General features: G+C 55.4%; 32 protein-coding genes and 2 pseudogenes. 12 read left to right on the top strand and 22 right to left on the bottom strand.

From position 1 onward, the window contains the following. Positions 1-158 precede the first annotated feature (158 nt). From tyrS to BCM02_RS14150, 4 genes and pseudogenes are all read left to right on the top strand, one after another. Positions 159-1,112, top strand: a pseudogene (tyrS, locus tag BCM02_RS14160) (tyrosine--tRNA ligase); the annotation flags it as partial. An 86-nt stretch (positions 1,113-1,198) separates the two neighbouring features. Beyond that, positions 1,199-1,327, top strand: coding sequence for a hypothetical protein (locus BCM02_RS36335; protein WP_281288185.1), 129 nt, complete (start codon positions 1,199-1,201; stop codon positions 1,325-1,327). Between the two features lie 15 nt (positions 1,328-1,342). Beyond that, positions 1,343-2,017, top strand: coding sequence for a TetR/AcrR family transcriptional regulator (locus BCM02_RS14155; RefSeq protein ID WP_148929767.1), 675 nt, complete (start codon positions 1,343-1,345; stop codon positions 2,015-2,017). A 117-nt stretch (positions 2,018-2,134) separates the two neighbouring features. After that, positions 2,135-3,124: a phage baseplate protein gene (locus BCM02_RS14150; RefSeq protein ID WP_148929766.1), complete on the top strand. Its 990-nt coding sequence runs from the start codon at positions 2,135-2,137 to the stop codon at positions 3,122-3,124. A gap of 99 nt (positions 3,125-3,223) precedes the next feature. Here BCM02_RS14150 and BCM02_RS14145 read toward each other — a convergent pair whose 3' ends face one another. The 10 genes from BCM02_RS14145 to BCM02_RS14100 form a co-directional block, all read right to left on the bottom strand. After that, the gene (locus tag BCM02_RS14145; RefSeq protein ID WP_148929765.1) at positions 3,224-3,520 is read right to left on the bottom strand and encodes a hypothetical protein; all 297 of its coding nucleotides are present in this window, start codon (positions 3,518-3,520) and stop codon (positions 3,224-3,226) included. A 100-nt stretch (positions 3,521-3,620) separates the two neighbouring features. Then, positions 3,621-4,622 (bottom strand): phosphotransferase enzyme family protein, encoded by a 1,002-nt coding sequence (locus tag BCM02_RS14140; protein ID WP_148929764.1) that lies wholly within the window; start codon positions 4,620-4,622, stop codon positions 3,621-3,623. Next, the gene (locus tag BCM02_RS14135; RefSeq protein WP_148929763.1) at positions 4,619-4,903 is read right to left on the bottom strand and encodes a hypothetical protein; all 285 of its coding nucleotides are present in this window, start codon (positions 4,901-4,903) and stop codon (positions 4,619-4,621) included. The genes BCM02_RS14140 and BCM02_RS14135 overlap by 4 nt, the downstream gene beginning before the upstream one ends. Before the next feature lie 80 nt (positions 4,904-4,983). Continuing rightward, positions 4,984-5,889, bottom strand: a complete 906-nt coding sequence (locus tag BCM02_RS14130) for a GNAT family N-acetyltransferase (protein ID WP_187434215.1) — start codon at positions 5,887-5,889, stop codon at positions 4,984-4,986. A gap of 120 nt (positions 5,890-6,009) precedes the next feature. Next, on the bottom strand, positions 6,010-6,663 hold the full coding sequence (locus BCM02_RS14125; RefSeq protein ID WP_222871010.1) for an HAD family hydrolase: 654 nt from the start codon (positions 6,661-6,663) through the stop codon (positions 6,010-6,012). 87 nt (positions 6,664-6,750) lie between these two features. Next, positions 6,751-7,353, bottom strand: a complete 603-nt coding sequence (locus BCM02_RS14120) for a hypothetical protein (protein WP_148929761.1) — start codon at positions 7,351-7,353, stop codon at positions 6,751-6,753. Between the two features lie 33 nt (positions 7,354-7,386). Next, positions 7,387-7,788, bottom strand: coding sequence for a GNAT family N-acetyltransferase (locus BCM02_RS14115; RefSeq protein WP_148929760.1), 402 nt, complete (start codon positions 7,786-7,788; stop codon positions 7,387-7,389). A gap of 169 nt (positions 7,789-7,957) precedes the next feature. After that, on the bottom strand, positions 7,958-8,332 hold the full coding sequence (locus BCM02_RS14110; RefSeq protein ID WP_148929759.1) for a hypothetical protein: 375 nt from the start codon (positions 8,330-8,332) through the stop codon (positions 7,958-7,960). A 17-nt stretch (positions 8,333-8,349) separates the two neighbouring features. Beyond that, the gene (locus BCM02_RS14105) at positions 8,350-10,728 is read right to left on the bottom strand and encodes an SBBP repeat-containing protein (RefSeq protein ID WP_484217499.1); all 2,379 of its coding nucleotides are present in this window, start codon (positions 10,726-10,728) and stop codon (positions 8,350-8,352) included. A gap of 155 nt (positions 10,729-10,883) precedes the next feature. Then, on the bottom strand, positions 10,884-11,546 hold the full coding sequence (locus tag BCM02_RS14100) for a hypothetical protein (RefSeq protein WP_148929757.1): 663 nt from the start codon (positions 11,544-11,546) through the stop codon (positions 10,884-10,886). A gap of 89 nt (positions 11,547-11,635) precedes the next feature. Between BCM02_RS14100 and BCM02_RS14095 the strand changes: the two genes are divergently transcribed. Next, positions 11,636-11,785 carry an S-layer homology domain-containing protein gene (locus BCM02_RS14095; RefSeq protein ID WP_148929756.1) on the top strand — a complete coding sequence of 50 codons (150 nt, stop codon included), beginning with the start codon at positions 11,636-11,638 and terminating at the stop codon, positions 11,783-11,785. Between the two features lie 105 nt (positions 11,786-11,890). Here BCM02_RS14095 and BCM02_RS14090 read toward each other — a convergent pair whose 3' ends face one another. Continuing rightward, positions 11,891-12,760, bottom strand: coding sequence for an SDR family oxidoreductase (locus tag BCM02_RS14090; protein ID WP_148929755.1), 870 nt, complete (start codon positions 12,758-12,760; stop codon positions 11,891-11,893). 208 nt (positions 12,761-12,968) lie between these two features. Between BCM02_RS14090 and BCM02_RS14085 the strand changes: the two genes are divergently transcribed. Beyond that, positions 12,969-13,550 (top strand): TetR/AcrR family transcriptional regulator, encoded by a 582-nt coding sequence (locus BCM02_RS14085; protein WP_148929754.1) that lies wholly within the window; start codon positions 12,969-12,971, stop codon positions 13,548-13,550. A 339-nt stretch (positions 13,551-13,889) separates the two neighbouring features. Here BCM02_RS14085 and BCM02_RS14080 read toward each other — a convergent pair whose 3' ends face one another. Both BCM02_RS14080 and BCM02_RS14075 read right to left on the bottom strand, forming a co-directional pair. Further along, the gene (locus BCM02_RS14080; RefSeq protein ID WP_148929753.1) at positions 13,890-14,588 is read right to left on the bottom strand and encodes a DNA alkylation repair protein; all 699 of its coding nucleotides are present in this window, start codon (positions 14,586-14,588) and stop codon (positions 13,890-13,892) included. A 30-nt stretch (positions 14,589-14,618) separates the two neighbouring features. After that, entirely contained in the window at positions 14,619-15,071 is a 453-nt protein-coding gene (locus BCM02_RS14075; protein ID WP_148929752.1) for a MarR family winged helix-turn-helix transcriptional regulator, read from the bottom strand. Positions 15,072-15,195: 124 nt separating this feature from the next. On the opposite strand from BCM02_RS14075, the gene BCM02_RS14070 reads away from it, so the two are divergent. After that, positions 15,196-15,639, top strand: a complete 444-nt coding sequence (locus tag BCM02_RS14070) for a GNAT family N-acetyltransferase (RefSeq protein ID WP_148929751.1) — start codon at positions 15,196-15,198, stop codon at positions 15,637-15,639. Next, positions 15,639-16,301, top strand: a complete 663-nt coding sequence (locus BCM02_RS14065; protein WP_148929750.1) for a YczE/YyaS/YitT family protein — start codon at positions 15,639-15,641, stop codon at positions 16,299-16,301. The genes BCM02_RS14070 and BCM02_RS14065 overlap by 1 nt, the downstream gene beginning before the upstream one ends. A 65-nt stretch (positions 16,302-16,366) precedes the next feature. Here the strand turns inward: BCM02_RS14065 and BCM02_RS14060 are convergent, their stop codons facing one another. Together BCM02_RS14060 and BCM02_RS14055 are read right to left on the bottom strand one after the other, a co-directional pair. After that, positions 16,367-16,864: a DinB family protein gene (locus BCM02_RS14060; protein WP_148929749.1), complete on the bottom strand. Its 498-nt coding sequence runs from the start codon at positions 16,862-16,864 to the stop codon at positions 16,367-16,369. A gap of 90 nt (positions 16,865-16,954) precedes the next feature. Next, the gene (locus tag BCM02_RS14055; RefSeq protein ID WP_148929748.1) at positions 16,955-17,839 is read right to left on the bottom strand and encodes a LysR family transcriptional regulator; all 885 of its coding nucleotides are present in this window, start codon (positions 17,837-17,839) and stop codon (positions 16,955-16,957) included. Positions 17,840-17,958: 119 nt separating this feature from the next. Between BCM02_RS14055 and BCM02_RS14050 the strand changes: the two genes are divergently transcribed. Continuing rightward, positions 17,959-18,699 carry an MBL fold metallo-hydrolase gene (locus BCM02_RS14050; RefSeq protein ID WP_148929747.1) on the top strand — a complete coding sequence of 247 codons (741 nt, stop codon included), beginning with the start codon at positions 17,959-17,961 and terminating at the stop codon, positions 18,697-18,699. 19 nt (positions 18,700-18,718) lie between these two features. After that, positions 18,719-18,892, top strand: a pseudogene (locus tag BCM02_RS35685) (cell wall hydrolase); the annotation flags it as partial. 122 nt (positions 18,893-19,014) lie between these two features. Here the strand turns inward: BCM02_RS35685 and BCM02_RS14040 are convergent. Continuing rightward, a complete protein-coding gene (locus BCM02_RS14040) occupies positions 19,015-19,521 on the bottom strand; it encodes a DUF4188 domain-containing protein (protein WP_148929746.1) in 507 nt (168 codons plus the stop codon). Positions 19,522-19,750: 229 nt separating this feature from the next. Here BCM02_RS14040 and BCM02_RS14035 point away from each other — a divergent pair, with 229 nt between their 5' ends. Together BCM02_RS14035 and BCM02_RS14030 are read left to right on the top strand one after the other, a co-directional pair. Beyond that, positions 19,751-20,452 (top strand): YfjL-like protein, encoded by a 702-nt coding sequence (locus BCM02_RS14035; RefSeq protein WP_148929745.1) that lies wholly within the window; start codon positions 19,751-19,753, stop codon positions 20,450-20,452. 127 nt (positions 20,453-20,579) lie between these two features. Further along, positions 20,580-21,683 carry an NAD(P)H-dependent flavin oxidoreductase gene (locus tag BCM02_RS14030; RefSeq protein ID WP_148930130.1) on the top strand — a complete coding sequence of 368 codons (1,104 nt, stop codon included), beginning with the start codon at positions 20,580-20,582 and terminating at the stop codon, positions 21,681-21,683. 44 nt (positions 21,684-21,727) lie between these two features. Here the strand turns inward: BCM02_RS14030 and BCM02_RS14025 are convergent, their stop codons facing one another. From BCM02_RS14025 to BCM02_RS14000, 6 genes are all read right to left on the bottom strand, one after another. Further along, on the bottom strand, positions 21,728-22,255 hold the full coding sequence (locus tag BCM02_RS14025) for a histidine phosphatase family protein (RefSeq protein ID WP_148929744.1): 528 nt from the start codon (positions 22,253-22,255) through the stop codon (positions 21,728-21,730). Positions 22,256-22,337: 82 nt separating this feature from the next. Then, a complete protein-coding gene (locus BCM02_RS14020; protein ID WP_187434213.1) occupies positions 22,338-23,369 on the bottom strand; it encodes a DUF5050 domain-containing protein in 1,032 nt (343 codons plus the stop codon). Between the two features lie 90 nt (positions 23,370-23,459). Further along, a complete protein-coding gene (locus tag BCM02_RS14015) occupies positions 23,460-23,996 on the bottom strand; it encodes an NUDIX hydrolase (protein ID WP_148929742.1) in 537 nt (178 codons plus the stop codon). A 37-nt stretch (positions 23,997-24,033) separates the two neighbouring features. Then, on the bottom strand, positions 24,034-24,417 hold the full coding sequence (locus BCM02_RS14010) for an HIT family protein (RefSeq protein ID WP_148929741.1): 384 nt from the start codon (positions 24,415-24,417) through the stop codon (positions 24,034-24,036). Between the two features lie 341 nt (positions 24,418-24,758). After that, on the bottom strand, positions 24,759-25,463 hold the full coding sequence (locus tag BCM02_RS14005; RefSeq protein ID WP_148929740.1) for a hypothetical protein: 705 nt from the start codon (positions 25,461-25,463) through the stop codon (positions 24,759-24,761). A 140-nt stretch (positions 25,464-25,603) separates the two neighbouring features. Beyond that, the gene (locus tag BCM02_RS14000) at positions 25,604-25,897 is read right to left on the bottom strand and encodes a hypothetical protein (protein WP_148929739.1); all 294 of its coding nucleotides are present in this window, start codon (positions 25,895-25,897) and stop codon (positions 25,604-25,606) included. Between the last annotated feature and the right edge of the window lie 15 nt (positions 25,898-25,912).

Here is a 25,912-nt window from a genome sequence, read left to right as displayed (position 1 = left end):
AGAGCGCTTGACGAGACCTCTCGATCATGCGATACTAAGCGAAATCATCCGACCGAACGGTCGGTCGGATTAGGAAGTGAACCCGCATTTATTACAAAGCTTGTCCTTTACGTTGAGCTTTGCTTGAATATATGAACATAACGAAGGAGAGATGAACGATGCATATTCTTGACGATTTGGCGTTCCGCGGACTCGTTCACCAGGCAACCGACCTGGAAGGATTGCGGGAACAACTGAATAAGGGGACCGTGAAGTTGTATGCCGGCTTCGATCCGACGGCGGAGAGCCTGCACATCGGCCACCTGCTGCCCGTCTTGACCTTGCGGCGCTTCCAGCAAGCCGGCCATGTCCCCTTCGCCCTCGTCGGCGGCGCGACCGGCATGATCGGCGATCCGACGGGACGAAGCGAGGAACGTCCTTACAATACGCACGAAATGGTGGAGCAATGGACGAACAGCATCCGCGGCCAGCTGTCCCGCTTCCTCGACTTCGACCATCCGGAGCGCGCCGCGCGCGTCTTCAACAACTTCGACTGGTTCCGTTCGATCAACGTCATCGAATTCCTGCGCGACACCGGCATCCGCTTCACGGTCAACTACATGCTCGCCAAGGAAACCGTCCAAAGCCGTCTGCCGCTTGGCATTTCGTTCTCGGAGATGAGCTACATGCTGCTGCAGGCATACGATTTCCGCTTCCTGCACGAGCGGCACGGCTGCTCGCTCCAAATTGGCGGCAGCGACCAATGGGGCAATATCACGGCGGGCCTGGAGCTCATTTCCCGCAAGGATGGCGGCGATGCGTTCGGCTTAACGATGCCGCTCATCATGAAGTCCGACGGCACGAAGTTCGGCAAGACCGCGGGCGGGGCAATCTGGCTCGATCCGGACAAGACGTCGCCGTTCCGGTTCCACCAATTCTGGCTGCAGACCGACGACGCGGACGTCATCCGGTTCATCAAGTACTTTACGTTCCTGTCCAAGGAAGAGATCGAGCGGCTGGAGCAAGCCGTCCGAACCGCGCCGGAACGGCGCGAAGCCCAGACCATGCTCGCCCGCGAGGTAACGCTTCTGGTGCACGGCGAGGAAGCGCTAAGCGGCGCGATCCAGGTTAGCTGAGCGCTGTTCCGCGGCAACGTCGAGACGCTGACGGCCGTCGTGAGAAATACAAGATGACTTATATGCGTGAACCTATATAACGCTTGTATTTGAACGAAAATCCGCGACGCGACGCGATCCGTCTCGTGACCGCAGAACAGGCGCTTCACGGCCGGTATGTCCTCGTGAAGGTCGGGAAGAAAAAATACGTCACGGCCGAATTCGGCCGTTAAGGAGATCGTTACGCCATGATCGTGGACCAAATCAAACAGCAGGCGCTCCGCTTATTCGCCTCCAAGGGCTACGAAGCGACCTCGCTCGACATGATCGCAACCGAGGTAGGACGCAAGAAGCCTTCGCTGTACACCCATTTCGCCGGGAAAGAGCAGTTGTTCCTCGCCGTCTTCAACGAAGCGATCGCGGAGGAAATCCGGGTGTTGGAGGAATTCTACGACCGGCATCGCGGGCAGCCGTTCGATCAAACGCTGCTGCGCCTGATCGAAACCTACAAGGAACGTTACCTGCGCGACGACCGCCTGAAGCTCATTCTCTACCACGGGTTTATCATCCCGCAGGTGCACAAGGCGAAACCGCGATCGCCCTCTTCTAGCGGCGATGCTGGTTACGTTCCGGCGAAATCCAGGATGGTGGATAAAGGTGAAACTTATCCATTCCTGGATTTAGAGGAGACGATCAAGGACGCGCTGAATCGATACTTCGACCGGAAGGAGCAGCTTGCCCGGCAGCGACTGACCGAAGCCGCGTCCAGCTTGGCCGTCGACGTCGACGCCGCCGTGCTGGCGTATTCCAACCTGCTGGAGGGCATGCTGGTGGAGCTGATCTATGCCGGGCCCGACCGATTCGATCGGCGGCTCGCCGGGTCGTGGGAGGTTTTCCGGCGCGGGATTCTTAAGAAACATTAATATTTATTAGTCCTTACAGGCTATTCCAGATTCGAGGCCCCTCGCGGATAATCAAATGGGCAGTCGGAGGGTCCACCTCTTCCGACCGCAATTTCGATCTCGAATGGAGGCATCGTAATGAACCAGAACCAAAAGCCGGGCGCTCGGAGAAGGCCGATTAAATTCGCCGCGTCTCTTGTGCTCGCCATGCTGATGTTCGGCATGTCCGTCATCCCCGCGATCGCGGCGACTCCGGCCAAGACCATCAACGCTTCGGCCACCCTCGCGTACAATTTGAAGGGGCTGAAGCACAACGTGGCCGTCCAGAAGGCGTATATCGCCTCGACGTACCTGTACGTCACGCAGCGCTCCGGAGGAACCGTCTACCTGTCCCGGTTGCTCATGAACGGCAAAGACGCCACTTACGTGGACGAGATGACGATCACCAACTCCGGCCACGGCCAATCGCTCGACATGTACACGTACAACGGGATCAATTACTTCTATTTCAGCTCCAAAGCGGATGCCTCCACCTCGTACTACTGGTCGCTGCAGGTGGCGAGACTGCAGTATAAAGCCGGCGCGACCTACGATTACACCGACCTGCACCGGTTTACGTACATGAATTATGCCAACAAAACCGGCGCTCGCCTAGGCGAGACGTACCGCGTCGACGGCGGCGGCAACAGCACGCATACGGTTTTCCGCGTCCAAACGGCGGAAGGCACGGTAACGTGGTCCATCTACGACACCGTCAAGCTGAACAAGCTGCTCGACGCCAGCGAACAGGTGCGCATGGATAGCGCCGCGGCGGTCAGCGCCTGCGTGGGCAGCTTCACCCAGTCGGGCAGCGGCATCGTTCGCCCGAACGGCTCGTTCCAAGGGCTCGATATGCTGGGCAGCACGGAGATCTACACGTCGGGCGGGGCGGAAGGCGAGACGCCGCAAATCGCGAAAATGTCGGGCTCCGGCGCCTACAACACGCTCGTGAAAATCACGAACGTCGGCAACCATGAGATCGAAGGCGTGCAGACGAAGGACGGCAACGTCTATTTCACGATCGTCACCGATCCGGTGAACAAGCAGAACACGCAGAAAGTGTACTACGTGCCGGATAGTATTTTTTAAACTGCGCCTAGGCGCGAATAGAGAAAAAGGCAGCCATTGGTCATGTCGACCAGGGCTGCCTTTCGCATTCGAGCATGAACGAGCGGACTCCGACTGACCTCAAGGCCCCGTGCCGACGCTGCCCACGTACCAGAACGGTCCGGTTTGCTTGAGGTAAAATACGCCCATCTCGCCGCCCGTCGCCCGGTCGGTGAAGCCGCGCACATCGTACAGATGCCCATAGACGCGGTCCTCCCGCTCCATATTCGTAATCCCCGCCGTCCAACAGTCAATCGGATGCAGATGGAGGAGCATGTAGCGGCGAATCGCCAACTCCGGCGATAAGAACGAGACGAGGCCGAGTACGATGACCGCCCCGATCGCGATCTTCCATACATGTTTTCGCAGCCATGGCAACCGAAACACCTCCCTCTTCCTTTGCCGTTCCGGCCTTAATCGCATGGACAAACTCACGCCTTAAGAATCGTTGCACGATCGCGAGAATCCTTACCCCTCCCTACCCCAACGACTCGAACAGAAACGGCGCGCCGTTCACGTATGCCCTGAGCAGCGCCTCCGCGTAAGGCTGCTCTTCGATCAAGCCTTCCGTCTCGAGCGGATTCTCCGCGTGGAAGCTGTAGCTTTCGATCATCGCCATGATGAAGAAGCTCTCCAGCTTCGAGATCGCCTCTTGCTCCAACGGCCTCGCTTCCTCGTATCCCGCTACGAAGCTAGCTCTCTGCGCGGGGGGCATGCCCATAATCGCCTGCGCCATGTCGTAGTGATGGTAGCCGTAGCCGCAGCGGCCGAAATCAATCGGGTACGGCTCGTCATCGCGAAAGACGACATTCCCGATATGCAAATCCGCGTGAATCATCCCATAATTTCGGTCATGACCCGATAGAGCGGCGAGCGTGGCCTCCACTTGATCGGCCGCCCTGGCATACAACGTCATCGCTTCCTCCGAGATGAAATGACGGTGATGTCGCCTCAAATGCGCCCAGTCGCGTCTAAAACTCTCCAAGCCCCAAGCCGGGCGCGAGAAACTAGGCGACGGGCTAAAATCGGCGCTCGCTTCGTGCAGCTCCGCCATGAGCGCCCCCATTTTCCGCGTCGTCTCCTCGGTCAGCGCCCCGCTTCCCCGATGTTCTCCCTCGATCCACGTCAACACGGTCGCGTGAAGTTGCTGACCACCGCATGTCGACGCCGTCGTCACATAAGCGCCGTCTCGATTGGCAACCGCTTCGGGGATCGCCAAACCCTTACGCTTCAGCGCGGTCAACCATTCGAGCTCCGAGGCGATTTCCGGGCGCGGCTTGCTGCCGGGATGAATACGGAGCAGGTACGAGTCTCCTTCGCCGGCCGCGATGCGGAAGGTGACATGTTCGGACACTTGTACAAAGCGAATCTCGTTCCATTCCAGTTCATACTGCCGCACCGCATGAAGCGCGGCTTGCCTGGCTTCCGCAAGCGTCTGGCGCCGGCTGGCATCCGTCTCGATTTGAAAACCGCTATTCATGGCTTTTTCTCCTTATTGACCATGTCTCCGCTCACTCGTTCAAACAGCTCCCGATAATGCGACATTCCGAAATCCCGTTCCAGTCCGGCGATTCTCCCCCAGAACTCTTCTTCTTCGAACCCTTCGAAGTTTTCTGCAATGTACCAAGCGAGATTGTGAAACGCATGCGCAACCCGAAACACGCGATTCCAGTTGTCTTCGTTGTACGCGCCGCCATTCTTGATGTCCAGGAACGCTTGGTAATTCAACGTTAAATACGCCTTTCTTCTACGACCGTCCATGCGTCCTCCCCTTATTCCTCTTCTATGCCGACAAAAAAAGCAGCCGCCGCGGCAGACTGCTCCTCGTTCCCGCGTCTTCGCTAAAGCTCCCGGCGATAACGCGCTTCCTCTGATTCGACCTGGAATCCGGCGGCGCGATACAACGAGAGGGCGGATTGGTTGGCCGTCTCCACCTGCAGCGTAGCGGTCGCGCAGCCGCATGCTTGCAGATAGGCAAGCGCCCGAGCCAGCAGATACGCGGCAATCCCCTGCTTCCGCCATGGCTCCCGCACGAACACATCCTCGATCGCGCCATCGCCGTCCTCGTCCACCCACGCCATGATACTGCCGACCAACAAACCATGCTCACGTACGACGAAAGCCGTCCACGACGCCTTCTTTTGCCTGGCCGCGAACGCTTCCCGTCCGATCGGCGCCTCCGGCCAAATTTCGCGATCCGCGGCCAAGTATTCGTCGACGCCGTCTTCCGAATTCCAGGGCGAACAGCGATACGGCGAAGCAAGCGGGGCCGGTTCAATAGAGCTCGATCCTTCTCTTCGCATCGTATACAAGCTCTTCCAGTAGACGAATCCTTTGGACTGGAAAAAGGCGTTGTTATGCGTCTCCGTGGATCGATTGCCGACCGCGATCATCGTCCGATACGGCCCGGGCAACGCTTGTTTCAACGCATGCGCCCGCTGCAGCAATGGCTCGTAGAGTCGCTCGTGCAGCGAATAGTCGGCCGCTCGGTGCGGCAGCGTTTTTAGATTGAGGAAAATCACATGTTCGCGCTCTGCCGAGCTGCCCGGCGGAATCTCGGTCATGACGCTCGCTTGCCCCTTGCCTACGATTCGCCCGCCCTCGATTGCTAGGAAGACGTTCGGCCACTCCGCTTCTTCTCCGACCCACCAGAACACGACGTCATCGTTGGCCGTCACGACTTGGTACATTTCGCCCAACTGACCAAAATCCTCACGGGTAAATAGCCGCACTTCCGTCTCTGCCATGTAACAAAACACCACCATTGCATGGTTTATCCAATTGCTTCGATAACCGTATTGTAGCATGTCGCCGGATGCCTCAGATGGTAGGAAACGATTATAGCGAAAGTGACGGACGCGACGAGACTAAGATGAGCTGGAAGCGACGCACGCGCGTTCGACATAGGCTCGGAATTCCGCGACCGACGTGAACAGCCGATCCGGCGCTTTCGCCGACAGCAGCTCCGATTCGGCCGTCTCGGCCCACGCGGCCGATACGATCGGGACGCCTGCTTCGCGGGACGCGTCGATGTCGCTTGGCGCATCGCCGACGTAGATGGCCTCGTCCGGCGCGATGCCAAGCCGCTTCAGCACATGCTCGATCCCCTGAACCTTCCGCGGTCCCTGCGGCGATCCGGTTTCGATGACTTCGAAATACGCATCGAGGCCGAATACGCGCAGCGTAATGTCCGTGCTTCTCTGACCTTTCCCGGTCACCATGGCCAACCGAATGCCGCTTCGTTTCGCCCAATCGAGAATCTCTACGATCCCATCGAACGGCTTGGCGCAGACGTGATGAAGCGCGCGATAGTGAACGAGGTAATCTTCAATGCCTTGATCGTAAGCATCCGGAATAAGCGCGAGCACGGTTCCTTCTTCGGACGGTCCGAACGTATCGATAATCTCCTGATCGGTCAGCGTCCTGCCCGCATGCGGCTCAATGGCGGCTTTGAATGCGGCGATGCACAGCGGCAGCGTATTGCCGATCGTCCCGTCCAGATCAAAAATAATGGCTTTCATGATCATCAAGCTCCTCCGCCTGGAAATTTGGCCCATCTTACATATGACGCGGTCGAACGCCAAAAAGATGATCCGTCGATGCGGAGACTACTCGGATTGAACAACCGGCGCTACCATGCGATCGATATACTGGTGGAAAATCTCGTAGTTCTCCTTCACCTTCCGCATGTTGGCATCAAGCGTATTCCCTTCCAAGGGGGCGGCAGGGAACGAAAAAAAGTACTTATTGTACTGCGCGAAGAGCTTCGGATCATTCTCTTTGATCGCGGCGAGCTTCTGCACGCGCTTCTGCGTGTATTTCGTCTCGCCTTGGTACATGCCCTCCACTTCGGCAAGCAACTCCGGCAGCGTGCGCGGCGGGTTGTCCTCCAGATCGGCGATATCGTCCTCGCCGTCCTGCCATTCCTTGACCGCCGCTTCCTTGCGCATATCCGACAGCAGCTCGCGCACGCCGACAACCTCGTTAATTTCGCGCAGCAGCGCTTCGCCTGGAATTTCCGGATCCCGCTCGCGTGCTGCCTCCGTCGATTCGTCCGGTTGATCATCCGACGGCTCGTCCATCTCGCCCTGCGGCGTTGGCGAGACGACAGTCGCGGGCTCCGGCAGCGACGGTTCATATTGCGTAATCGCCACGCCCGCGATGACGGCCGCGATGGCCGCGGCGGCGACGGCAAGTACCTTGAGCTTCAAGCGATTCCTCCTCCCTTCGATCTCTCGCCGCGCTTAGCGCACGCGGCGATTCATCAGTCTTTCGTTGCGCTGGAACCCGTACTGCTCGTACAATCCGTGGGCATCGAGCGTCCCGAGCAGGCTATGCAGATTGCCGAATTGCTCGATAATGCAAGCGACCAGCTGCTTCCCCAGCCCCTGCTTCCGATGCGCCACGTCAATGATGACGTCGCACAAATAGAACACGGTCGCATGATCCGTGACGACGCGCGCGAACCCGACCTGCTCGCTCCCCCGATAAATTCCGTAACAAATCGAATTGTCGATCGACTTGCGGACGACTTCGACGGCGCGCTGGTTAGCCCAGTAACTATTGGAGAGCAGGCGGCAAATCCGCTCGAGGTCCAGCAGCCCTTTATCCGTGCTGATCCGATATTCGCCGAATTGTTTTTCCATGCGAACACTCCCACTTTTTGGATGTAATTATAAGGAGCGAACGTCTACTTCACAAGCGCTAATTTCAAAAAAATAGATTAGACGGCAAGCGAAAAGGAGCAGCTGCCTTGGCAACACTGCTCCCCGTCTAGAAGCTCGCTTATTGCATTCACGGTAACCCCCGCGTCCTTTACGGCACGGGAGTGATGGCCGAAATCGGCGATACCTCCGATTGAAGAACGCGCTGCGCGGCGTTCAAATTCCCCCCGGCATCATGGGCGAACACGTCGATCACGACGTTCGCGCCCGTCACGTTGAATTGGACTTCATAAGCGGGAAAACCCGCAATGCCGACTTCCCTGGTCGAGACCGCAAGAGGAGCAAGCGAGAACAGCTGATGCGCGGTCGGAATCCTCGGAACCCCGGCTGCGCTCAAGGGAACCAAAAAGGCCTCCAGCTCGATAATGGCCGTCGCGGCCAAGTCCTCGTTGCTGATCAACACGGTCAACGTCGTGGAGGGGTTCGTTCCGCTGTTCAGGATCGGTCCGCTGCTAATGGCAGGCATGCATAATCACCTCCTTGTTAAGGTACCGGCGTTATCCGGAATACCGGCGCTGCTTCGGTTGGCAGCACGCGTCCGGAAGCCGTCGCGTTCCCGTTGCCGTCCGTCGGAAAGACGGACACCAGCGTATCGCCCGCCGCGAGCCCGCTGATCGCATATTGGATCTCGAACGCGTCGAACGACGCCGCGAAATTCCGGGCCGCAACCGTATTCGGCGCCAACGAGAACAATTCATGCGCATAAGGAATCCGGTCAGTGCCGCTAAGGTAGAAGGCGACGATCTCGATCACGGCGAATTCGTCGGCGTTCTCATTGCTAATCAGCACGTGAAGGCCGGATGCGAGCATGCCCGCTCCGCTTCGGTTATCGAGAACGCCGGTAGAGAACGCGCCGGCGAACTGAATCTTCGCCACGAAGGCGTCGCGGCTGCCGGCAAGCTCGGGCTGAAACGCCTGGGCCGTGACGGGAAAATCCGTCGATTCGGTATCGCCGACCACATAAAGGTTCCCGCTCGCGTCGCTCGCGATTTTTCTGCCCAAGTCAAGCCCGGGTCCCGAGCCGCCAAGATAGGTCGAGAAGATAAGCGCGCTCCCGCTTGGATTCAGTCGGGTGACGAACGCGTCCTGATTATCGCCGTATAGCGGCTGAATCGCATCCGGCGTCACCGGGAAATCAGCAGCAGAGGTACTCCCGGTCACCGACGCATGGCCGAAGGAATCGACCGTGATGCCCCTTCCCTCGTTGTTGCCGCCGCTCCCGCCCAGATAAGTGGAATAGACGAGCGCCGATCCGAGCGCATTCACCTTGGTTATATAAGCCATGTTCGTCGGTTCGAACGTGGTATCGAAGGCGCCCGCCGTCACCGGGAAATCGGCGGAGAACGTCTGACCGGTCACATAGGCGTTCCCGGATGCATCGATCGCAATGCTCTCGCCGCTATCCGACGAGGTTCCTCCCAGATAGGTGGAATATACAAGCCCCGTCCCGAGCGGATTCAGCTTGGCCGCGAACGCGTCTTGCACGCCGCCGAAGAGCGGCTGCACGCAGCCCGGCGTCACCGGAAAGTTGGCCGATTGCGTCGTGCCCGCCACGTACGCGCTGCCGGATGCATCGATGGCGATGCCTCCCCGGCCAAAGTCGCCTCCGCTGCCGCCCAGGTACGTCGAGTAGACAAGCGCCGTTCCGGCCGGATTCAGCTTCGCGACGAAGGCGTCGCTGCCGCCGCCGATCATCGTCTGGAATGCACCGGGCGTCACGGGAAAATCGGCGGACGTGGTTTCTCCGGTCATATACGCGTTCCCGGACGCATCTACGGCAATCCCTCTGCCGATATCGCTCCCGCCTCCGCCGAGATAAGTCGAATAGACGAGCGCCGTTCCAGCCGGATTCAGCTTCGTGACGAAACCGTCGATGCCGCCGCCGAAGTCCGTCTGGAACGCGCCGGGCGTCACCGGGAAATCGGCGGATTGCGCGGCGCCGGTCACGTAAGCATGGCCGGATGCATCGACCGCGATGCCGAAGCCTTGATCGCCGGTTCCGCTTCCGCCCAGATAGGTCGAATAGACGAGCGCCGTTCCCGTCGGATCGAATTTGGTGACGAACACATCCGTCGTACCGCCCAAGGTCGTATCGAAGGCGCCGGGCGTCACGGGGAAGTCGGCCGATCCGGTGTCGCCGGTTACATAGACGTTGCCGGCGCTGTCCACGGCGATCGCATGCCCTTGATCGAAATCGGTTCCCCCGAGGTAAGTCGAGAAGGCGAGAATCGGATCGATCACCAACGCATAATCCGGCCGGTATTCTTCGCCCGTCTCGAAACCGACCGACCGGCTGCCATCGGCTTCCTTCCGGAGCGCGAATCGGCATTCGACGGGCTTGACGACGTTCTCGATCGATTGATAGGCGACCGGCTTGAGATCGGCGAACGTCCCGAGCGGCGTGACGAACTGCAGATTGCCGTCATCGTCCATCCGGAGCTCTTCCGCCCCTTGGCATAGAAGTTTAACATCTTCCAATCGGGCGCCCGGCGAGAGAATGACGTCGTATTTCAATTTCCCCTCGCAGGCTTGGAATACGAGGTCGATGCCAGGCCATACTTGCCGGTAGGCGACTTCCCGGTAAAGCGGTATGTTCGCGTAATGGTACGCTGGATCTTGGCCGCGAAAATAGCTGAACGTTCCTTGATCTGCAGATACGCCTTCCGGGACTAAGCCGGGGCGGGCGTTCAACAATTCCCACACCAGCGTAACGCCGTGCGCTTCTCCCCCGTTCTCTACCGGATTGGCGCGATGGAAGGAGAGCCATACGCGATCGGAACCGAATGCATACCGATAACCTGGCCCCCTCGCCTCGAATCGGAAGCGGTCATCCATTTGACCGGCGTTCGGGACGAATAACAGCGGTATTTTGCCGAAAGACGCTTGCCTCTTCTTCTGCTGCTCTACTGGGTTGATGTTCCCTCACCTCGCTTGCACCGTTTCTATTAATCTATGCCGCGGCGATTCTAGTGATTGGACAATGGACCTTATTTATGGAAGGATAGTTCGAGCGCACGTTACCCGGTTACCTCCCACTCGATCGCGAGCGCCCCTTGCGCCCGTCGGCCGGTAACCACGATCCGCACCGTCGTCGGCGCCTCGACCCGATACCCGATCCAACCATCGCCGTTCCGCGCATCGCTCGCATAGGCTCCGCCTTCGCCATCCAGGTAAGTGCCGTAGCCCCCGCCGTTCGAGATCCGCCAGTCGACCCGGTAGAACAACGTTTGCCCCCGCTCAAGCTCGATTGGAATCTCTTTCTTCCCGTGAAAATAGTCGAACTTCGCCTGGTAGCCATCCGCGCTTCTCGTCTCCGACCACTGCTCCGTTGCCGTAAAATCAGCCAAAGACACATACAAGGACGCGGCCAACAGCAGGACGGCCGCCGCTCCGCTATACGGCCACCACGCACGGTAAATAAGGGACGCGCCCAGGAAGGTCAGCGAACACGCCACGCCGTAGAAGCCGCCGAACAGCGTCCACAGCCATTGGCCCGGATACCAAACCAAGAATGGGAGAACCCCGCCAAGCATATACGACAGCACGGTAAACGCCGCCTTGGCGGGACTCTTCTTCAGCCGGTAGAGCGCCGCATCCGCGGCGACGGCGAACAGCACCGCATAGCCGTACACGAACGCCCACAGCGGAAACTGTCGGGTCAGCTCCTGCATCTCAACCAAATCCAGCCCCGCCGTTAGAGCGAGAAAACCAAGAAACACCGTTCCAGCCGCGGCTAATTTGGAAGACGCGTAAGCCCCTGCCCGCGTCCATGAACGCTTGGGCGAAGAGCTACATCGCCAAAGCGGTGACGGTTGGCCTGCTTCAAGGCCAAGGCGGCAGCCTCTTCGCGCCGGCGAAACCGGCTACGCGCGCGGAATGCGCCAAGGTTGTGTATCTGCTGCTAACGGCGCAAGAGTAAGCAATAGGGTTCAGCCAATTGAATGATGAAAAAGAAAATCGCCGGCGCCTTCTTCTGAAGGCGCCGGCGATTTTGTCATTGTCGGCACATTCGCCGATCTGAACGTTAACCGCGCGGGAGGCAATCGATCGCCCGCTTCAACGTGTCCCGGAACGGCGCTGTCGGCCGGCCGAGCAGGCGGGCCAGCGTCGAATCCGTGCGCGCGAATTCGCCGCGTCGGCTTGCGCGATAGAGACCCGCGAACATGTCCGCCCGCTCTTCCGGAAGGCCTCGGGCGATTAAACCGGCCCGATATTCATCATCCGCGATGACGGTTCTTCGAACAGGGCGACCAAGCAGTCCGGCCGCCATCGCCGCGATGCCTTCCAGGTCGATGGCTTCCGATCCCGTAAGCACGGGCGTCACGCCGCGGATCCTTGCGTCAAGCAGAGCAACCGCGGCCGCTTCCGCCAGATCGCCGTGCGACGTCCAAGCGACCGGGCCGTCCTCCGGAACTGCCAGTTCCCCCGTTCGCAGCGCGTCTCCGAGCAGCATAAGCGCCGAATCGGCGTAGAAGCCGTTCCGAAGCGAGACGTAAGCCATACCCGAATCTTCGAGCAGCGCCTCCGTGGCCGCGTGATCGACCATCGGCGGGAAATAAGAGTTCGGCGATGCGCCCATTTGGCTCGTATAGACGATTCGGCTTGCGCCGGCCTTCTTAGCCGCTTCTATTGCCGTGCGATGCTGTTGGACCGCGGATTCGCCCGAGCTGTTGGATGACACCAAGAACACTTGCGATGCCCCCTCGAAGGCATGCGCTAGGCTTGCGGCGTCGTTATAATCGCCGCTGCGTACGCGAACGCCCCGCTCCATAAGTTCCGCGGCCTTATTCACGTCCCGGACGCTCGCCCCGATTTGCTCCGCCGGAACATGCCGAAGCAGCTGCTCGACGACCAGCCTTCCCAATTGACCGTTCGCTCCCGTAACGATAATCATGGCAAACTCCTCCTTCGTTCTTCCCAAAAACCCAACACCGTTGTTTAAGCAACATCGTTAAACGTGCTACACTGTTAAGGATATAGAGCGGTCATAAACCGGGCAATCATCAATACGACGGAAACGTTGCTTAGCCGACAATAGCGCCGATTTGTAGTGTTTATCCCGGTTCCGGTTCCTCTTAAATGCCGAAGGAGCGTGCACCATCATGCCCGTGAACGAAAATGATCCTCGCGTTCAGCGAACGCGCCAATTGCTCATGCAAGCCTTCATGGAGCTATTGGAAGAGAAGAAGAACATATACTCGATTTCCGTCCAGGACATCGCGGCTCGGGCGACGGTCAATCGCGCCACGTTCTATGCGCATTTCGCAGATAAATTCGCCTTTCTGGAAAGTTGGATGCGGGAGAAGTTTCAGCGAAAGTTGAGCAACGAATTGCCGAACGGCTCGCTGTCGGATATGGACGGTTTGCGGGCCTTGATGTTATCCGTGTTCGACTTCCTCGCTCGGACGAGGCTGTACATGACGCCCGGCGATCGTCAATTCGAACCGCTCTTCGAGATTGCCATGCAAAAAGAGCTCGACCGGCTGCTTCTCCGATGGCTGCGCGGCTTGCAGCAACCATCCGCTTCCCCGGAATTGGTTGAAGCAACCGCGCTCTTCGCCAGCTGGGGCATCTTCGGCTCTGCCGTGCAATGGAGTCGCGCTCCCCGCGAGCGCACCGCGGAATCGGCGGTACGCGATCTACTAGTTGTCGTCGCCGCGGGAGTGAAGCCGGTTACGGGATAACCCCTGCCTTAAGATGGAATCCGTACCGTATCCCCCCTTCCCTAGATATGGTTGCAGCAAACACCGATCGCCCAGTACGGTTGGCGCAAGTAGCTCACGAATAACAAATACGTCAAGGCAAGCACAAGGTCGTATGGCGCGTCGAATACCACGTCTTATGCCCCTAAATGTCAAAGAAGCCGCCCGTTGCTTCGGCAGCTTCTTCGTTTACGGTATTCAAAAGACATCGTACTCCGGTAGTCGCAAGGAACGGATCGCTTGCCTTACCGTACCCCAACGCCAGTACCTGCTGGTCCTTGCGAGGCTCAGATATCTTGCGCTATCCTAGCTCCCGTATGACTAACACCGGACATATTTGCGTTTGAAGCCGAGCTTGCCTTTGTCGGTAAACTTCTGAATGTTCTCGGAAGCATCAATGAATTTCTTGCCTTTCTGGAGTTCAACCGGGCCGACTGCCTTGGCGGCGGCCACGGCCTTCTCATGGAGCGGCACGTAAGAGGTCGCGACCGTGTAGAGAAAAGTATTCATCGCGGATTTCACCCGATCCGGAGCGTCATGAATCGTACGTTCCGCGAGATCCAGCAGACCGGCGATCTTGCTGTCGTTAAACTCGCTATCTTTGCGGCTGCCGAGCAGCCAGCAGTAGCAGCTCCATCCCGCCGAACGGCGCAGCTCCTCTCCGCTTGCGATCCAACGATCGGCGACCTCCTGGGCAATATCGGCTTCGGCCAACGTGACGGCGACGACATAGTCGGACAGCATATAGAAGTACGCCCCGTCCATCCAACGCTCGAAATCCGCCTCCGTCATCTTCAGCGGTTCGGCAATGACGCCGGCGAAATACATGGCATCGTAGTTCCCGGTGGCGTAAAGCCGCTCGGCCAAAGGCTGATTGAGCTTGATCTGCTTCGCAAGCGGCTTCATGGCGCCCGTCGCCACGCCGAACACCGGCTCGCGCGCGCCGTTGCCCATGTACATCTTCTTCATACGTTCCTTGCCAAGCGCCTCCAATTCCTGCATGACCGTTTCGAAATCCATATCGCGCATCCTCCCTGTTCTCTTGCGTTCTCAGTACGCTCGTTTATTTCCTTTCTTCACGAACTCCCAGTCGACCTCGATATTATGCCTAACGCGCTGCAGAAGCTGGAACAGCATGTCCGCTTCTTCCTCCGACAATCCTGCCAACGCGACCGAGTCGGAATGCTCCCCTTCCCGCTTTAGCAAAGGATACGCTTGCATCCCTTTCTCCGTCGCGAACAGCCGTTTGATTTTCCGGTTCGTATCATCGTCTTTCTTCTCCACGAAGCCTTGCAGCTCCAGCTTCTGAATCGCGCGCGCCGCCGTCGTACGGTCTACCTTGATCATCTCGGCCAGCTTCTCTTGGATAATCCCCGGATGCTCCACGATACGGACCAGATACAGATACTGGCCTTTGGTCAACTCGACTTCCTTGAATTCAATATTGCTGATCGAATCCAGCGCTCGCGCGATCATGCCGATTTCGCGAAGGATCTCCTTCATTGGGTCACCGCCATTTTGTTGCATTTACAACAATATTATTTTTCGCTATACTGCTTGTGAAGGACACTGAGTTCATTATGACGATTTTCGTCCCAAAAATAAATGCCGGAAGGATTGAAGTGACATGAAAACCATGCAAATTACGCGCCAGGAGGAATTCGAGGAAGCGCGCGCCATTCGAAAGACAGTCTTCGTGGACGAGCAAGGCGTGCCGCTTCAAGACGAATTCGATGCATTCGATACGCTGGATGGACAATGCCGGCATCTGCTGGCTTATTATGAGGTACAGCCTGTCGGTACCGGAAGAATACGCGTCGTGGAAGGAGTCGGCAAATTAGAGCGCATTTGCATTTTGGCGCCGTACCGCAAATTTGGCATCGGCCGGGGGATTATCGCCGCCTTGGAGGACATCGCGGTTGAGCAGGGGTTGAAGCAGGTCAAATTGCACGGACAAACGCATGCCGAGGGGTTCTATGCGAAGCTTGGCTATCGGACCGCTTCCGAGGCGTTCATGGAAGACGGCATCCCGCATTACCTCATGCTCAAAGATCTGGCTGACGCACGATAATGAAAGGATTACGCATCCACGCCTTGATTATTTTTATTTGCGGCTTGTCGATCTTGACGTTGGGTATCTCGCTCACCATCCAATCCGGTCTAGGCGCCTCGCCTTTCGACGCGCTATTGGTCGGTCTCGCCGAGACCGTCGGTCTTACGGTGGGGAGCTGGGAAGTGGTGATCGCCATCATCTTGATCGGGTGTAATTCGATGTTAGCTCGACAAAGGCCGGAAATCTTGGGACTGCTCACCGCCTTCATTACCGGAATCGGAATCGATATGTGGCTTTATGGGTTAGCCCCGCTCGTTGAACCTACGCTATGGTTAAATAAGCTGGCTTGCTTTGGCCTGGGCTTGATCCTAATCGGGATCGGCACTTCTATTTATTTGTACGCCAAATTCGCCCCGAATCCCATGGATCGGCTTATGCTGTTGATCCAATCGTTAACGGGTCGCTCCATATTCGCCGCGCGCACCTTCATCTACTTCTTCTTCTTGATCGCCGCGCTCGTATTCCATGGACCCATTGGCATCGGAACGATCCTGACCGTTGGCCTGGGCGGCTTCATCCTTCATATCTGCATGCCGATTACGCGTCGAGCCTTGGACCGAATGCAGCCACGCCGTCATCGGTCCGCCGATCGCACTAGGCAAGGTGAAACGGCTGATTAGAATAAGCAGCCGGTCCTCTTGGATCGGCTGCCGTCGTCATCTCGTACCTACATGGTTGTCTTCGTTTACTTGCCTTCCTCGTCGGCCGTGGGACCATATACGCCCGGCACCGGAATATCGAGCAGACGCAGATACACCCCGAGCTGCGCCCGGTGATGGACCATATGGCTGAATCCGAAGGTGCGCAGCGCCGTCGCGCGCGGCTGGCGGAGGATGATATGGTCGCCGCTGCGCAACGTCCACTCCTCGCCGAGCTTCGTCTCGTCGCAATCGGCAATCAGCTGCTCCAGCCTGACGACGTTCGCGTCGAACTCCGCCAGCACGTCTTCGCGACTTGCCAACGCTTCCCGCCGATTCGGAACGGTCGACAGATCGAATTCCGGATACTGCACGATCGCGATTTGCCAGTTCAACAGGTTGACCAGGTGCGTGGCCAACCCGCCCAGCGCCATCGATTTCTCATGCGGCTTCCACGCCAGATGTTCCTCCGGCAAGCGTTCCAAGATGCGGCGCGTTGCGGCTAGCTCTTGCTTGGCATCTCCGATGATCAGTTGTTTCGCCATCAATAACCTCTCCTCTCTGATGGGTAGTGCACGCTCTATTATACTAGCATATATTGTAAGTTTCGTTGGATGAAACGGTATAATCGAAAGCTATAAATCAATCAGCTCTTCTTTCAAAAAGTTTAATAATTTTGCGCTAGCTGAGTTGGACTTAAAGGATGATCCTTTGTAGACCAAACCCATTAACATATCGATCGACGTTTCCTTCATTTGGCGGATCGTTACGCCTGGAGGCAGCCAATCGAAAGCAAGCTCGGGAACTAATGCAATACCGAACCCCTCCTGTACATAGGGCTTCATTGCGGTCATACTGCCAATCTCCATGGTTTCTACCGCGATATTCCCCGTTTCTCTGAGTGTCATCTCCAACTTTTTGCGATACGGACAGTTCTCGGACGTGACCAACAACGTTTGCCCGTTCAATTGTTCGGGACGGATGACATCATATTGCGCGAGTGGATGATCTTCAGGTAGTAAGACGACGAACTTTTCATGAAAAAGCGGTTGGAAGAAAAGCTCCGAGCCTACATTGGGAGACGAGCAAATGGCAAGATCGAGATCTCCTTTCGATAAGGAAGCAAGTAAAACAGGCGTCCCGGAGATTTCCAATGCAACCCGAATTTTCGGATATTGACTCGTGAATTTTTTTAACAACCGGGGAAACCGATAACTTGCGGTCGGTTCCGTCACCCCGATCCGGATCGTGCCTACTTCTCCATTGTGCATATCCATCATGTTCGTTTGAAGTTGTTCAAGGCGCTCGATAATAAAGGAACTCTGCTCTAAAAACAACTTTCCCGCATCGGTTAAACTACATTTCTTCCCCCGATCGAGTAGCAGCACGCCTAATTCCGATTCGAGTTTTTGGATTTGCATCGTCACGGTTGATTGCGCGTAGTTTAATTCTTCGGCAGCGAGAGCAAAACTGCCATATTTCGCGATCGTTTGAAACGATTTTAGCGTTTTGAAATCCATTCCAAATCCCCTTACGACAATTCATTTATTTTGAACATTTTCTTCGATACATTCAATTATACAAAGCCATATTTGCGCTATACAATAAAAATATTCCAACGACGGAAGGATGAGTAGTTATGAAAGTGACGAAGCTACCATGGGCAGGCATTAAAGTTGAAATGGACGAAACCCATCTTGTCATCGATCCGCTCTATCATTTCCCTTCGAAATTCGGGCAATCACACGAACCGCTTTTTCCATTGAGCGACTTCGGCGGCGTAGAAGCCGTGTTGATCACCCATCATCATCCCGATCATTTTGACCCGGAAGCAATCGCCCGTTTTTACGGGGAGGACATCCCTGTCTATTTACCTTCGGAATCCTTGCGACATATTCATCCCTCATCGCTGAAACAACTGCATGGCGTAGAACTTGGGCAATCCCTCAAACTAGGAAGCGTCGAAATTATAGCTGCTTTTTCCATGGATGGTTTCGGTGATCCGCAGGTCAGTTGGATTGTCAGAGGCAACGGTCAACAGCTCATTCACTGCGGGGATACGCTATGGCATGGGCATTGGTGGAATATCAAAAACGCTTACGGTCCCTTTGATGTCGCATGTTTGCCCGTAAACGCAGCCATCGTAGAATTTCGGGGAGACCCGCCAAGCGGTCAACCAATCTCCTTAAGTCCCGAACAAGCCGTTTCGGCAGCCAAGGTATTAGGAGCCAAAATGGTCATCCCCATTCATTATAAAGCTATCGATTACCCGCCAATCTATAGACAAACACCGGATTTGCTTGAACGACTTCAAGCAAGTGCACGGCAGCACGGAGTAGGATTAATTGTGCTCGATTCCAAAGAATCGATCGTGTTATGAATAAGGATTTGAATGAACCGGGGAGCGGTATTGGCCAGCGAAATACTCCCTCTGGTATTTTCGTCCGGGAACGGCTGCGAACCCCCTGCCTTGTCCGGCGGTTTGGTAGGATCAGCCGCATGTAGGACGATACAAACTGCACTGTTTCTATCAGCCGACGGAGGAAGTATGCGAGAGCGTCTATAATATTTAGCCTGAAGATCCGCTGCATTAGCGGATCTTTATTTTATATATGCGGCTAACTCTCAGGAGACGGGTTAACCCAGGTGGGAGAATATCCCGGATGCGCCAGCCTTCTCTCCTAGTCACCGATGATCATTGTGGATTATTTGGCGTCGGTACGGCCGGCTCATTCTCCCCGCCCATGCGGCGGCGAGACGTCTCCATATGGCCGACGGCCGGTACGTGCTGCGACACCTTTGCTAGCCCGAACACCGGCATATTACCGTATACGCACTCATAATCACCCGATCGGATTTTATAGGTTTCATGGTAGATGCCAACGGTTCCGTCCGTGCCGACCTTGCGATTGAAATTCCGCCAAGCGCTAAGATGCTGTCCGCCGCGAGCATAAGTCTCCAGTTGCTCATACGAATCCCAGTATTGGAGCAGATGGACGCTGCGCCAGCCCAGCATGAACTCCGTGCCGCGGAAGCCGAGTTTGCGATTCGTGTACAGTTCGCGCAGCATCGGACCCATGGCCTGAAAGACCGGCAGCCATTTGTGTACCGCCCAAAGCCGATTGACGCGCATGCCGATTATAAAGACGACGAAATCCCCTTCCATACGAGCTGTGTATCTACCCGGTATGACTTTAGCCATTGAACGTCCTCCCATAGCGATCGCGGATCGCATTTATTTATTAATTAATAAATAAACGATATGGCGGTAGCCGTCAACTATTTTCTTCCTCATTCAATCGGTAACAGGCGATGGTGGCAGTGGTCAGGTACTAAGAAAATGTGGTACTTTTCAGAACGTATGGTTGTTGCTACCCTTTGTCATAGAATAACTTCATCTACTTTTAAATACGCAGAAAGGATTAAATAAATTGAAGAAACTCATGAAATGCTTACTTTTCGGTATCCCAATATCAGCATTGCTATATTTTTCGATTCAATGTTACTTTGAACTTCATGGCGGCACGCCTTGGGGGAAACATTCATATCAACTTGAGGTTGAGAACTATCTTGCAACCACATATCCCAACTTAAAAACTCAAATTGAATCCGTAAACTATAGCTTCATAGAGATGAGATATACCGCACATGTTAGCACCACGAATGAGTTGAATTTTTATGTAGAAGAAGGTTATAGAGGGATATGGGATAACTACCCTCAAGCTTTATGGGCAGAGGAAGCAACGAAGATTTGCACAGCTTTCCTAAGTATACATCGTACTAATGCCAAGTGTGACGTGGGATTGGACGGTTCTGGCGGGATCAATGATATTCCTAATCCAATTCCGAATTACGAAGAGGTTCAGGAACAACTCTACAGCTCCTTAGAGGTGAATGTTCGATTTAATATAAAACTTGCCGGAACTGAAACTGATTACATAGAAATTCTAGAATTGAAGAAATTATTGGAGGCAGCTAAAATTTCACAGCAAATAAGTTTTCTATATGATGACGTAGCTTTCTTTGATATCAGTACACAAATAGATACCATTCAGGAATTACAAAAAAAAGCGTTTAAACGATTGACTCCTTCCGGTTATTCGACCACCAGAAAACATAAACCAAACCCCTAAGAGCAGTTTGCTACGTGCAGCTGTTCTTTTTCAATGGAGTCGCGGAAATTAAGTTCCGGTATGTGGTATCCTATTGACGAAACGAAGAACAACGGCATTTCGATTCCGATGCACAAAAGGCGGCGCAATCATGGAAACAGAACTAACACGCAAACTAAACATTCAATATCCGATCCTTCAAGCACCGATGGCAGGCGGTCCAACGACCGCGGACTTAGTTGCTTCCGTTTCAAATGCAGGAGGGCTAGGGAGTCTCGGGGCAGGATATTTGTCGCCTGATCAAATCCGGCACGCCATTAAGGAGATCAAACAGCGAACAGATCGCCCCTTTGGAATTAACCTTTTCATACCTGAGCCGTCTATGACGCATCAAGATAACATTGCCGACATGAACAACCACCTGGATACATTTCGCGCGGCGCTTGGGATTGCTCCAAATCCATCGATCCCCAAGGCCGCAGAGTCGTTCGAGGAACAGGTCCAAGTCGTGCTGGAAGAACATGTCCCCGTATTCAGTTTCACGTTCGGGATCCCTTCGCGGGAGATTATCCTATCGATGAAACAGCGAGGGATTGTGGTCATCGGCACCGCCACGACGGTCCATGAAGCGATCGACTTAGAGACCGCCGGCGTGGATGCGATCGTGGCTCAAGGCAGCGAAGCCGGAGGACATCGCGGAACGTTCTTAACGAGCACCGCGGATGCGCGAATCGGCACAATGGCGCTTGTTCCGCAAATGGTGGATCATGTTACGGTTCCGGTCATCGCATCGGGTGGGATTATGGATGGACGCGGGCTTGTGGCGAGCCTCGCATTAGGGGCTTCCGCCGTTCAGATGGGTACGGCTTTCCTAGCCAGCGCGGAGAGCGGCGCCCATGCCGCCCATAAGCAGAAGATCCTTTCATCGGGCGAAGATTCGACCGAGGTAACGAATGCGTATTCGGGCAAAGCGGCGCGCGGCATTCTCACGGATTTCATGAAGGACATGCGCGATTATCCGGGGACCGTTCCCGCCTACCCGATCCAAAATGCGTTGACGAGAGATATCCGCCAGGCGGCTGCCAAAGCGGGCAACCCCGAGTATATGTCGCTCTGGGCCGGCCAAGGTCTGCGGTTAGCCACCGATCAACCAACGGCGGATATCGTGAAGAGAAGCGTTGAGGAAGCTGTGCTGCTTATTAAGAACATGGGCAATCTTGGTTGTTCAGAGGAAAATGGGGAGTCGATGTGATGTCAGCCGTTCGGTTGACGCTGAGTAAGGGCTGCTAACGACCCTTATTTGTGCGAATATACTTTATACTCGCCGTTATTGGACGAGAACCTGAGAATATTGCCATCCTCGGGAATACCCTCGAAATAAGCGCCAATACACCCCGTCGTACATCTGTGTCCGGAAATCAAGATATTAATCTCACTGTCTCCATATCTAACTTTTAATTCATCCATAAAAGAAAAGATTCTGTTTACAAAGTCCGGTACTTGTTCAACGCCATTATAGAATCTGGAGTCCGGTACGCCGCCATTCATTTTAACTTCGTCTTTTTTCAATAAGTCCGCCTCGCCAAGATCAAATACATCGATTCTTTCATCGATTATGGGCTGCTTGCCCGTTGCAAGTTGAGCGGTTTGAATGGCTCTTTCTTGAGGCGAGGCGTATACATAGTCAATAACAACATCACTCAGTCGGTCTCTAACTCGCATGGCCTCCTCGATCCCACATTCATTCAGAGGGTAACCCTTTCTACCTTGGAGCCTTCCTGCTCGGTTAAGCTCCGTTTGACCGTGCCGAACCACATAAATCAAGCTGCAGTCCTCCTCGATTTGCTGTTTCCCTTCTACAAGCAATTGCTCTGGTTCTCGTTCAAGCCTGCAAACGAGATTCGCATTACGGTATGTTTATCGACACGATCTCGTTTCGATCAGGACTGTAGTAGAAAATCCTGTTGGCTGCAAGATGAATATTAAACGTCTTCTGATCGTTGAGTTTTTGCACAGTCCGGTCCCTAAGGTGGATTCGGTATAACTTTTTGCTGTACTCGGAATGATCGCTGTAGTAAAGCCACTCACCGTCAATATTCAGGTTTCGGGCATCGCGGTCGGACAACTCGGTCAGCGATTGTCCGTCTGTCCCCATGGTGTAAAGCTGGCCATTGTAGTTAAAAAACAAGCTGGTTCCTTTTAGTATGAGGGAAGCGATGCTGCCGCCATCCAATAGCTTCTTTTTGCCCTCTACGTTCGCATCAAGAACAAACAGCTTGTGCGTATGAATCACGTAATAAACGCGCTCCTTATCCACTACAAGCCTTGAGACCGGATTGGACTCCAGCTTCTTTATCGATGTGCCATCTGTTCTCATGCGGTAGAGAGCGCCGAACATCTCGTGCCCCTCCGTGTAATAAATCCACTCTCCGACGACCGACATCACATTCAAGCCGCCTACTCCAAAATCGCGCAAGACAACTCGTTCTGTTCCATCTAATTTCGTTCGGATTAATTGATGGTCGCTGAAGTAAAAAATGTTGTCATCAACCACGTTGATATATTCGACATATCCGTCATCGCTAATTTTTCGCCGCTCGGAGCCGTCGCTCTTCTGCTTGTACAGCTTTCCTTCATCTGCCGGGTTGTTATAATAGATGGTTTCCTTGTAAAAGGCGTAATGCCCGTTATTGTTTAAATTACCGGAAGTATTGCCGCTTGGATGTTTGATGTTCTTCCGCGCATGCGAGGAAATCCACGCTTGCCCCCGCTCAAATGGACCCCACACGCTTCCTTGCTTCATTAACGGGTGAACCTCGAAGCTCACCGCGTTCTCTTCCATCGTTACTGGGATTGCACGTTCTTCCGCATGCATGGAACCCGTAACCGGGGCTAACAGGAGGACCCCCGACAAGAGCGTAGACGCTAGATTCTTCACGTATTTCCGCCTCATTCCCACTTATCGTTCATTCATTAAGCTTGCCGGTTCTTCTGTTCATCTTCGTCGGCCTTCCTCGCCTCGCTCCGGCTACTGGCCTCGAACCGCTCCTCTAGCGAGCACGCGCTTCGCTTCCTCCAAGATCCGCTTGTCCCGCATGACCATGAATCGCGCGGAATAATCGTCGCACTGTCGCAAGGACGCTTCCAAGCACTCCAAAGCTTGTTCGATCGGCATCCACACCGCCCTCATGCCGAGCTTGGCCTCGCTCTCCGTGAGCGCGGCGAAACCGAGTTCGCCGACCGCATGGGCCATGTAGCAATACGATCGCTGCAGGAAGCCCGTGCGCTGCTTATGCTCGTCCACGATGCCCAACACATGCGTGATCTCCGCCTCATAGCCGGTCTCTTCTCGAATTTCGCGGATAAAGGCCGCTTCGATATCTTCGTCCTCGTCGACGCCCCCCCCGGGCAGCTTGTAGATCTCCACGGTCGACATGTACATCAAGGCGACTTGCATGCCATCGTCCAGCAGCACGCCCCGCGAAGCATGCCGCGATACGTGCGTGAGCTCACCGGAGGCTTCACCTACCGCCTCGAGATCGGTTATTTTCGCTAGCAGTTGCATCACTTTATCCTCCCTTCATTCCATTGCATGCGCCGCTCTAATCCTCTCCGTTCTCAGTTTTGAATGCATACCGGATGCCTTTGCCGGCCATCTTCTCGTGCGCATACCGGGGGATGACGTGCATATGGGCGTGAAAAATATGCTGCCCGCCGACGGCGCCGCAATTCCACCCGATGTTGTACCCGTCCGGCGCGTAGTTGAAATCCAGATAGGCTTTGACCTCGCCTAATAAACGATACGTCGCCGCCCACTCTGCTTCGGTCAAATCGAATACGGTTGCCCGGTGTTCATTCGGTACGATGATGCCGGCCCCGCAGATCTCTTGCCGCTCCAACAACGAATAGGTACAGCGGTCATTGCGAAGAATGATCTCGTGTTTGTCGCCGTTGCCCGCTATATCGCAGTATGGACAATCCTTCACCTTTAACACCTCGCTCTTGATTCAACGTCATGATCGAAGAAGGCTCGATTCCCCTTTGATCAAATCTTCGAATACGGGCCGCTGTGCGCTATTGATTTGATCCATGGTCAAGTCATGGAGGTGCCAGAACCGTAATTGAAGCGACTCGTGAAGCGAATCCTCGAAATGTATCCGATTCCCGCATTCCGATAGGTGCTGCTCGTAATCCGTCCAAGCATGAAAGAGAAACATCACAAAGACGACTTTATTCCCGTCCGGATACGTATATTCCATCCGAGGACCGCCGTATACCGCATAGAGCTCGCTCCCCTGAACCGAGAGTCCCGTCTCCTCATATGAGGCTATGGCGCCTGCTGCTCTTCCCGCTCCAATACCATCGAATGATTGCCGGCATTATATCGGAAATGATAGACCGCGATCGAATCCTGCCCTGCCCCCTGTCCCCCGTACACCACTAGCTCGTCTCGCTCTGCGCGAAGCGGATGAAGGGGGTGCTGACTAATGCGCGACAACGGCAGCCCGGTCTTCATATCGAACGTAATCGGGAATGCCTGCCCATCCTCGACTCCGAACAGATACGTCTCGCGTGCATGACAATCGGTATAGCGCGGAACAAAAACGAACAGATCGGCGGTCCCCACGGTTAGCCGCTGCAGCTGGATCGGTTCGTCGCTCGGTTGGATGATCTCGAAGTCGATCGGGAAGGCGAAGAGCTTGCCGGACGACGCGCCGGATGCAGGCTCCCACCAAGCTTCGTAGTCTCCCGTCCAACTGAGGTCGGTCTCCAGCCCATAACAACTCGGTGCCCCCAGCGCGTGCACGTTCGCGCGCGTACCCGGCTTAATGAGCAGACGCCCGTCGGTGTGGGTGCCTAGCGCCCGAACCGAGAGATCGCCCTGATCCGAATCCAGAGCGGAAGCGGAGGCCGGCGACGACACCGCTTGTTGATGATCTGTACTCGGATCGCGTGCCTCTTGAACCGTGCGATTCGCACAGGCGGAGCACAACGCGACTAGGAGTACCATTGCCGCCAGCTTCACGTTCATGATCAACTTCCTTTCGAATCGACTATATTAACTAATATCCAGACGCATCCTGAAAAGGGAATGTTGCGGATATGCGCTCGCTCCATCCAACGAAAAAAGGAGCAGGCCGTGGCGGCCCGCTCCTGCAATGGTTCGGCTTCCTACTCGAACGACGTGCCCAATTCCTCGTTCACCGCGTGAAGCAGCTTCGCTTTCGCCTCGGGAATGAAAGGTTCTGCCGCGGGTGTCGCCTCGTCGCCTTCGGCCAAGTAGTGCACTTCGGTCCGCAGCTCCTTCAGCTCATCGTCGTATATGACTTTCACCGCGATCAGATCGGTAATGTGGCCGTCTTGTTCGTCAACGTGCTGGATCTCCGCTTCCCAATACTCGTCGCCATCTTCCGTGATGCCATATTCGATGCCGTCATGAATCTGTATCTGCTTCCGGTTGCTCATGCGCGATCACCTTAA

The organism is Paenibacillus methanolicus, from assembly GCF_008124765.1.
GTDB classification, from domain to species: Bacteria; Bacillota; Bacilli; order Paenibacillales; family Paenibacillaceae; genus Paenibacillus_Z; species Paenibacillus_Z methanolicus.
This window is presented reverse-complemented; position numbering and strand designations above follow the sequence as displayed.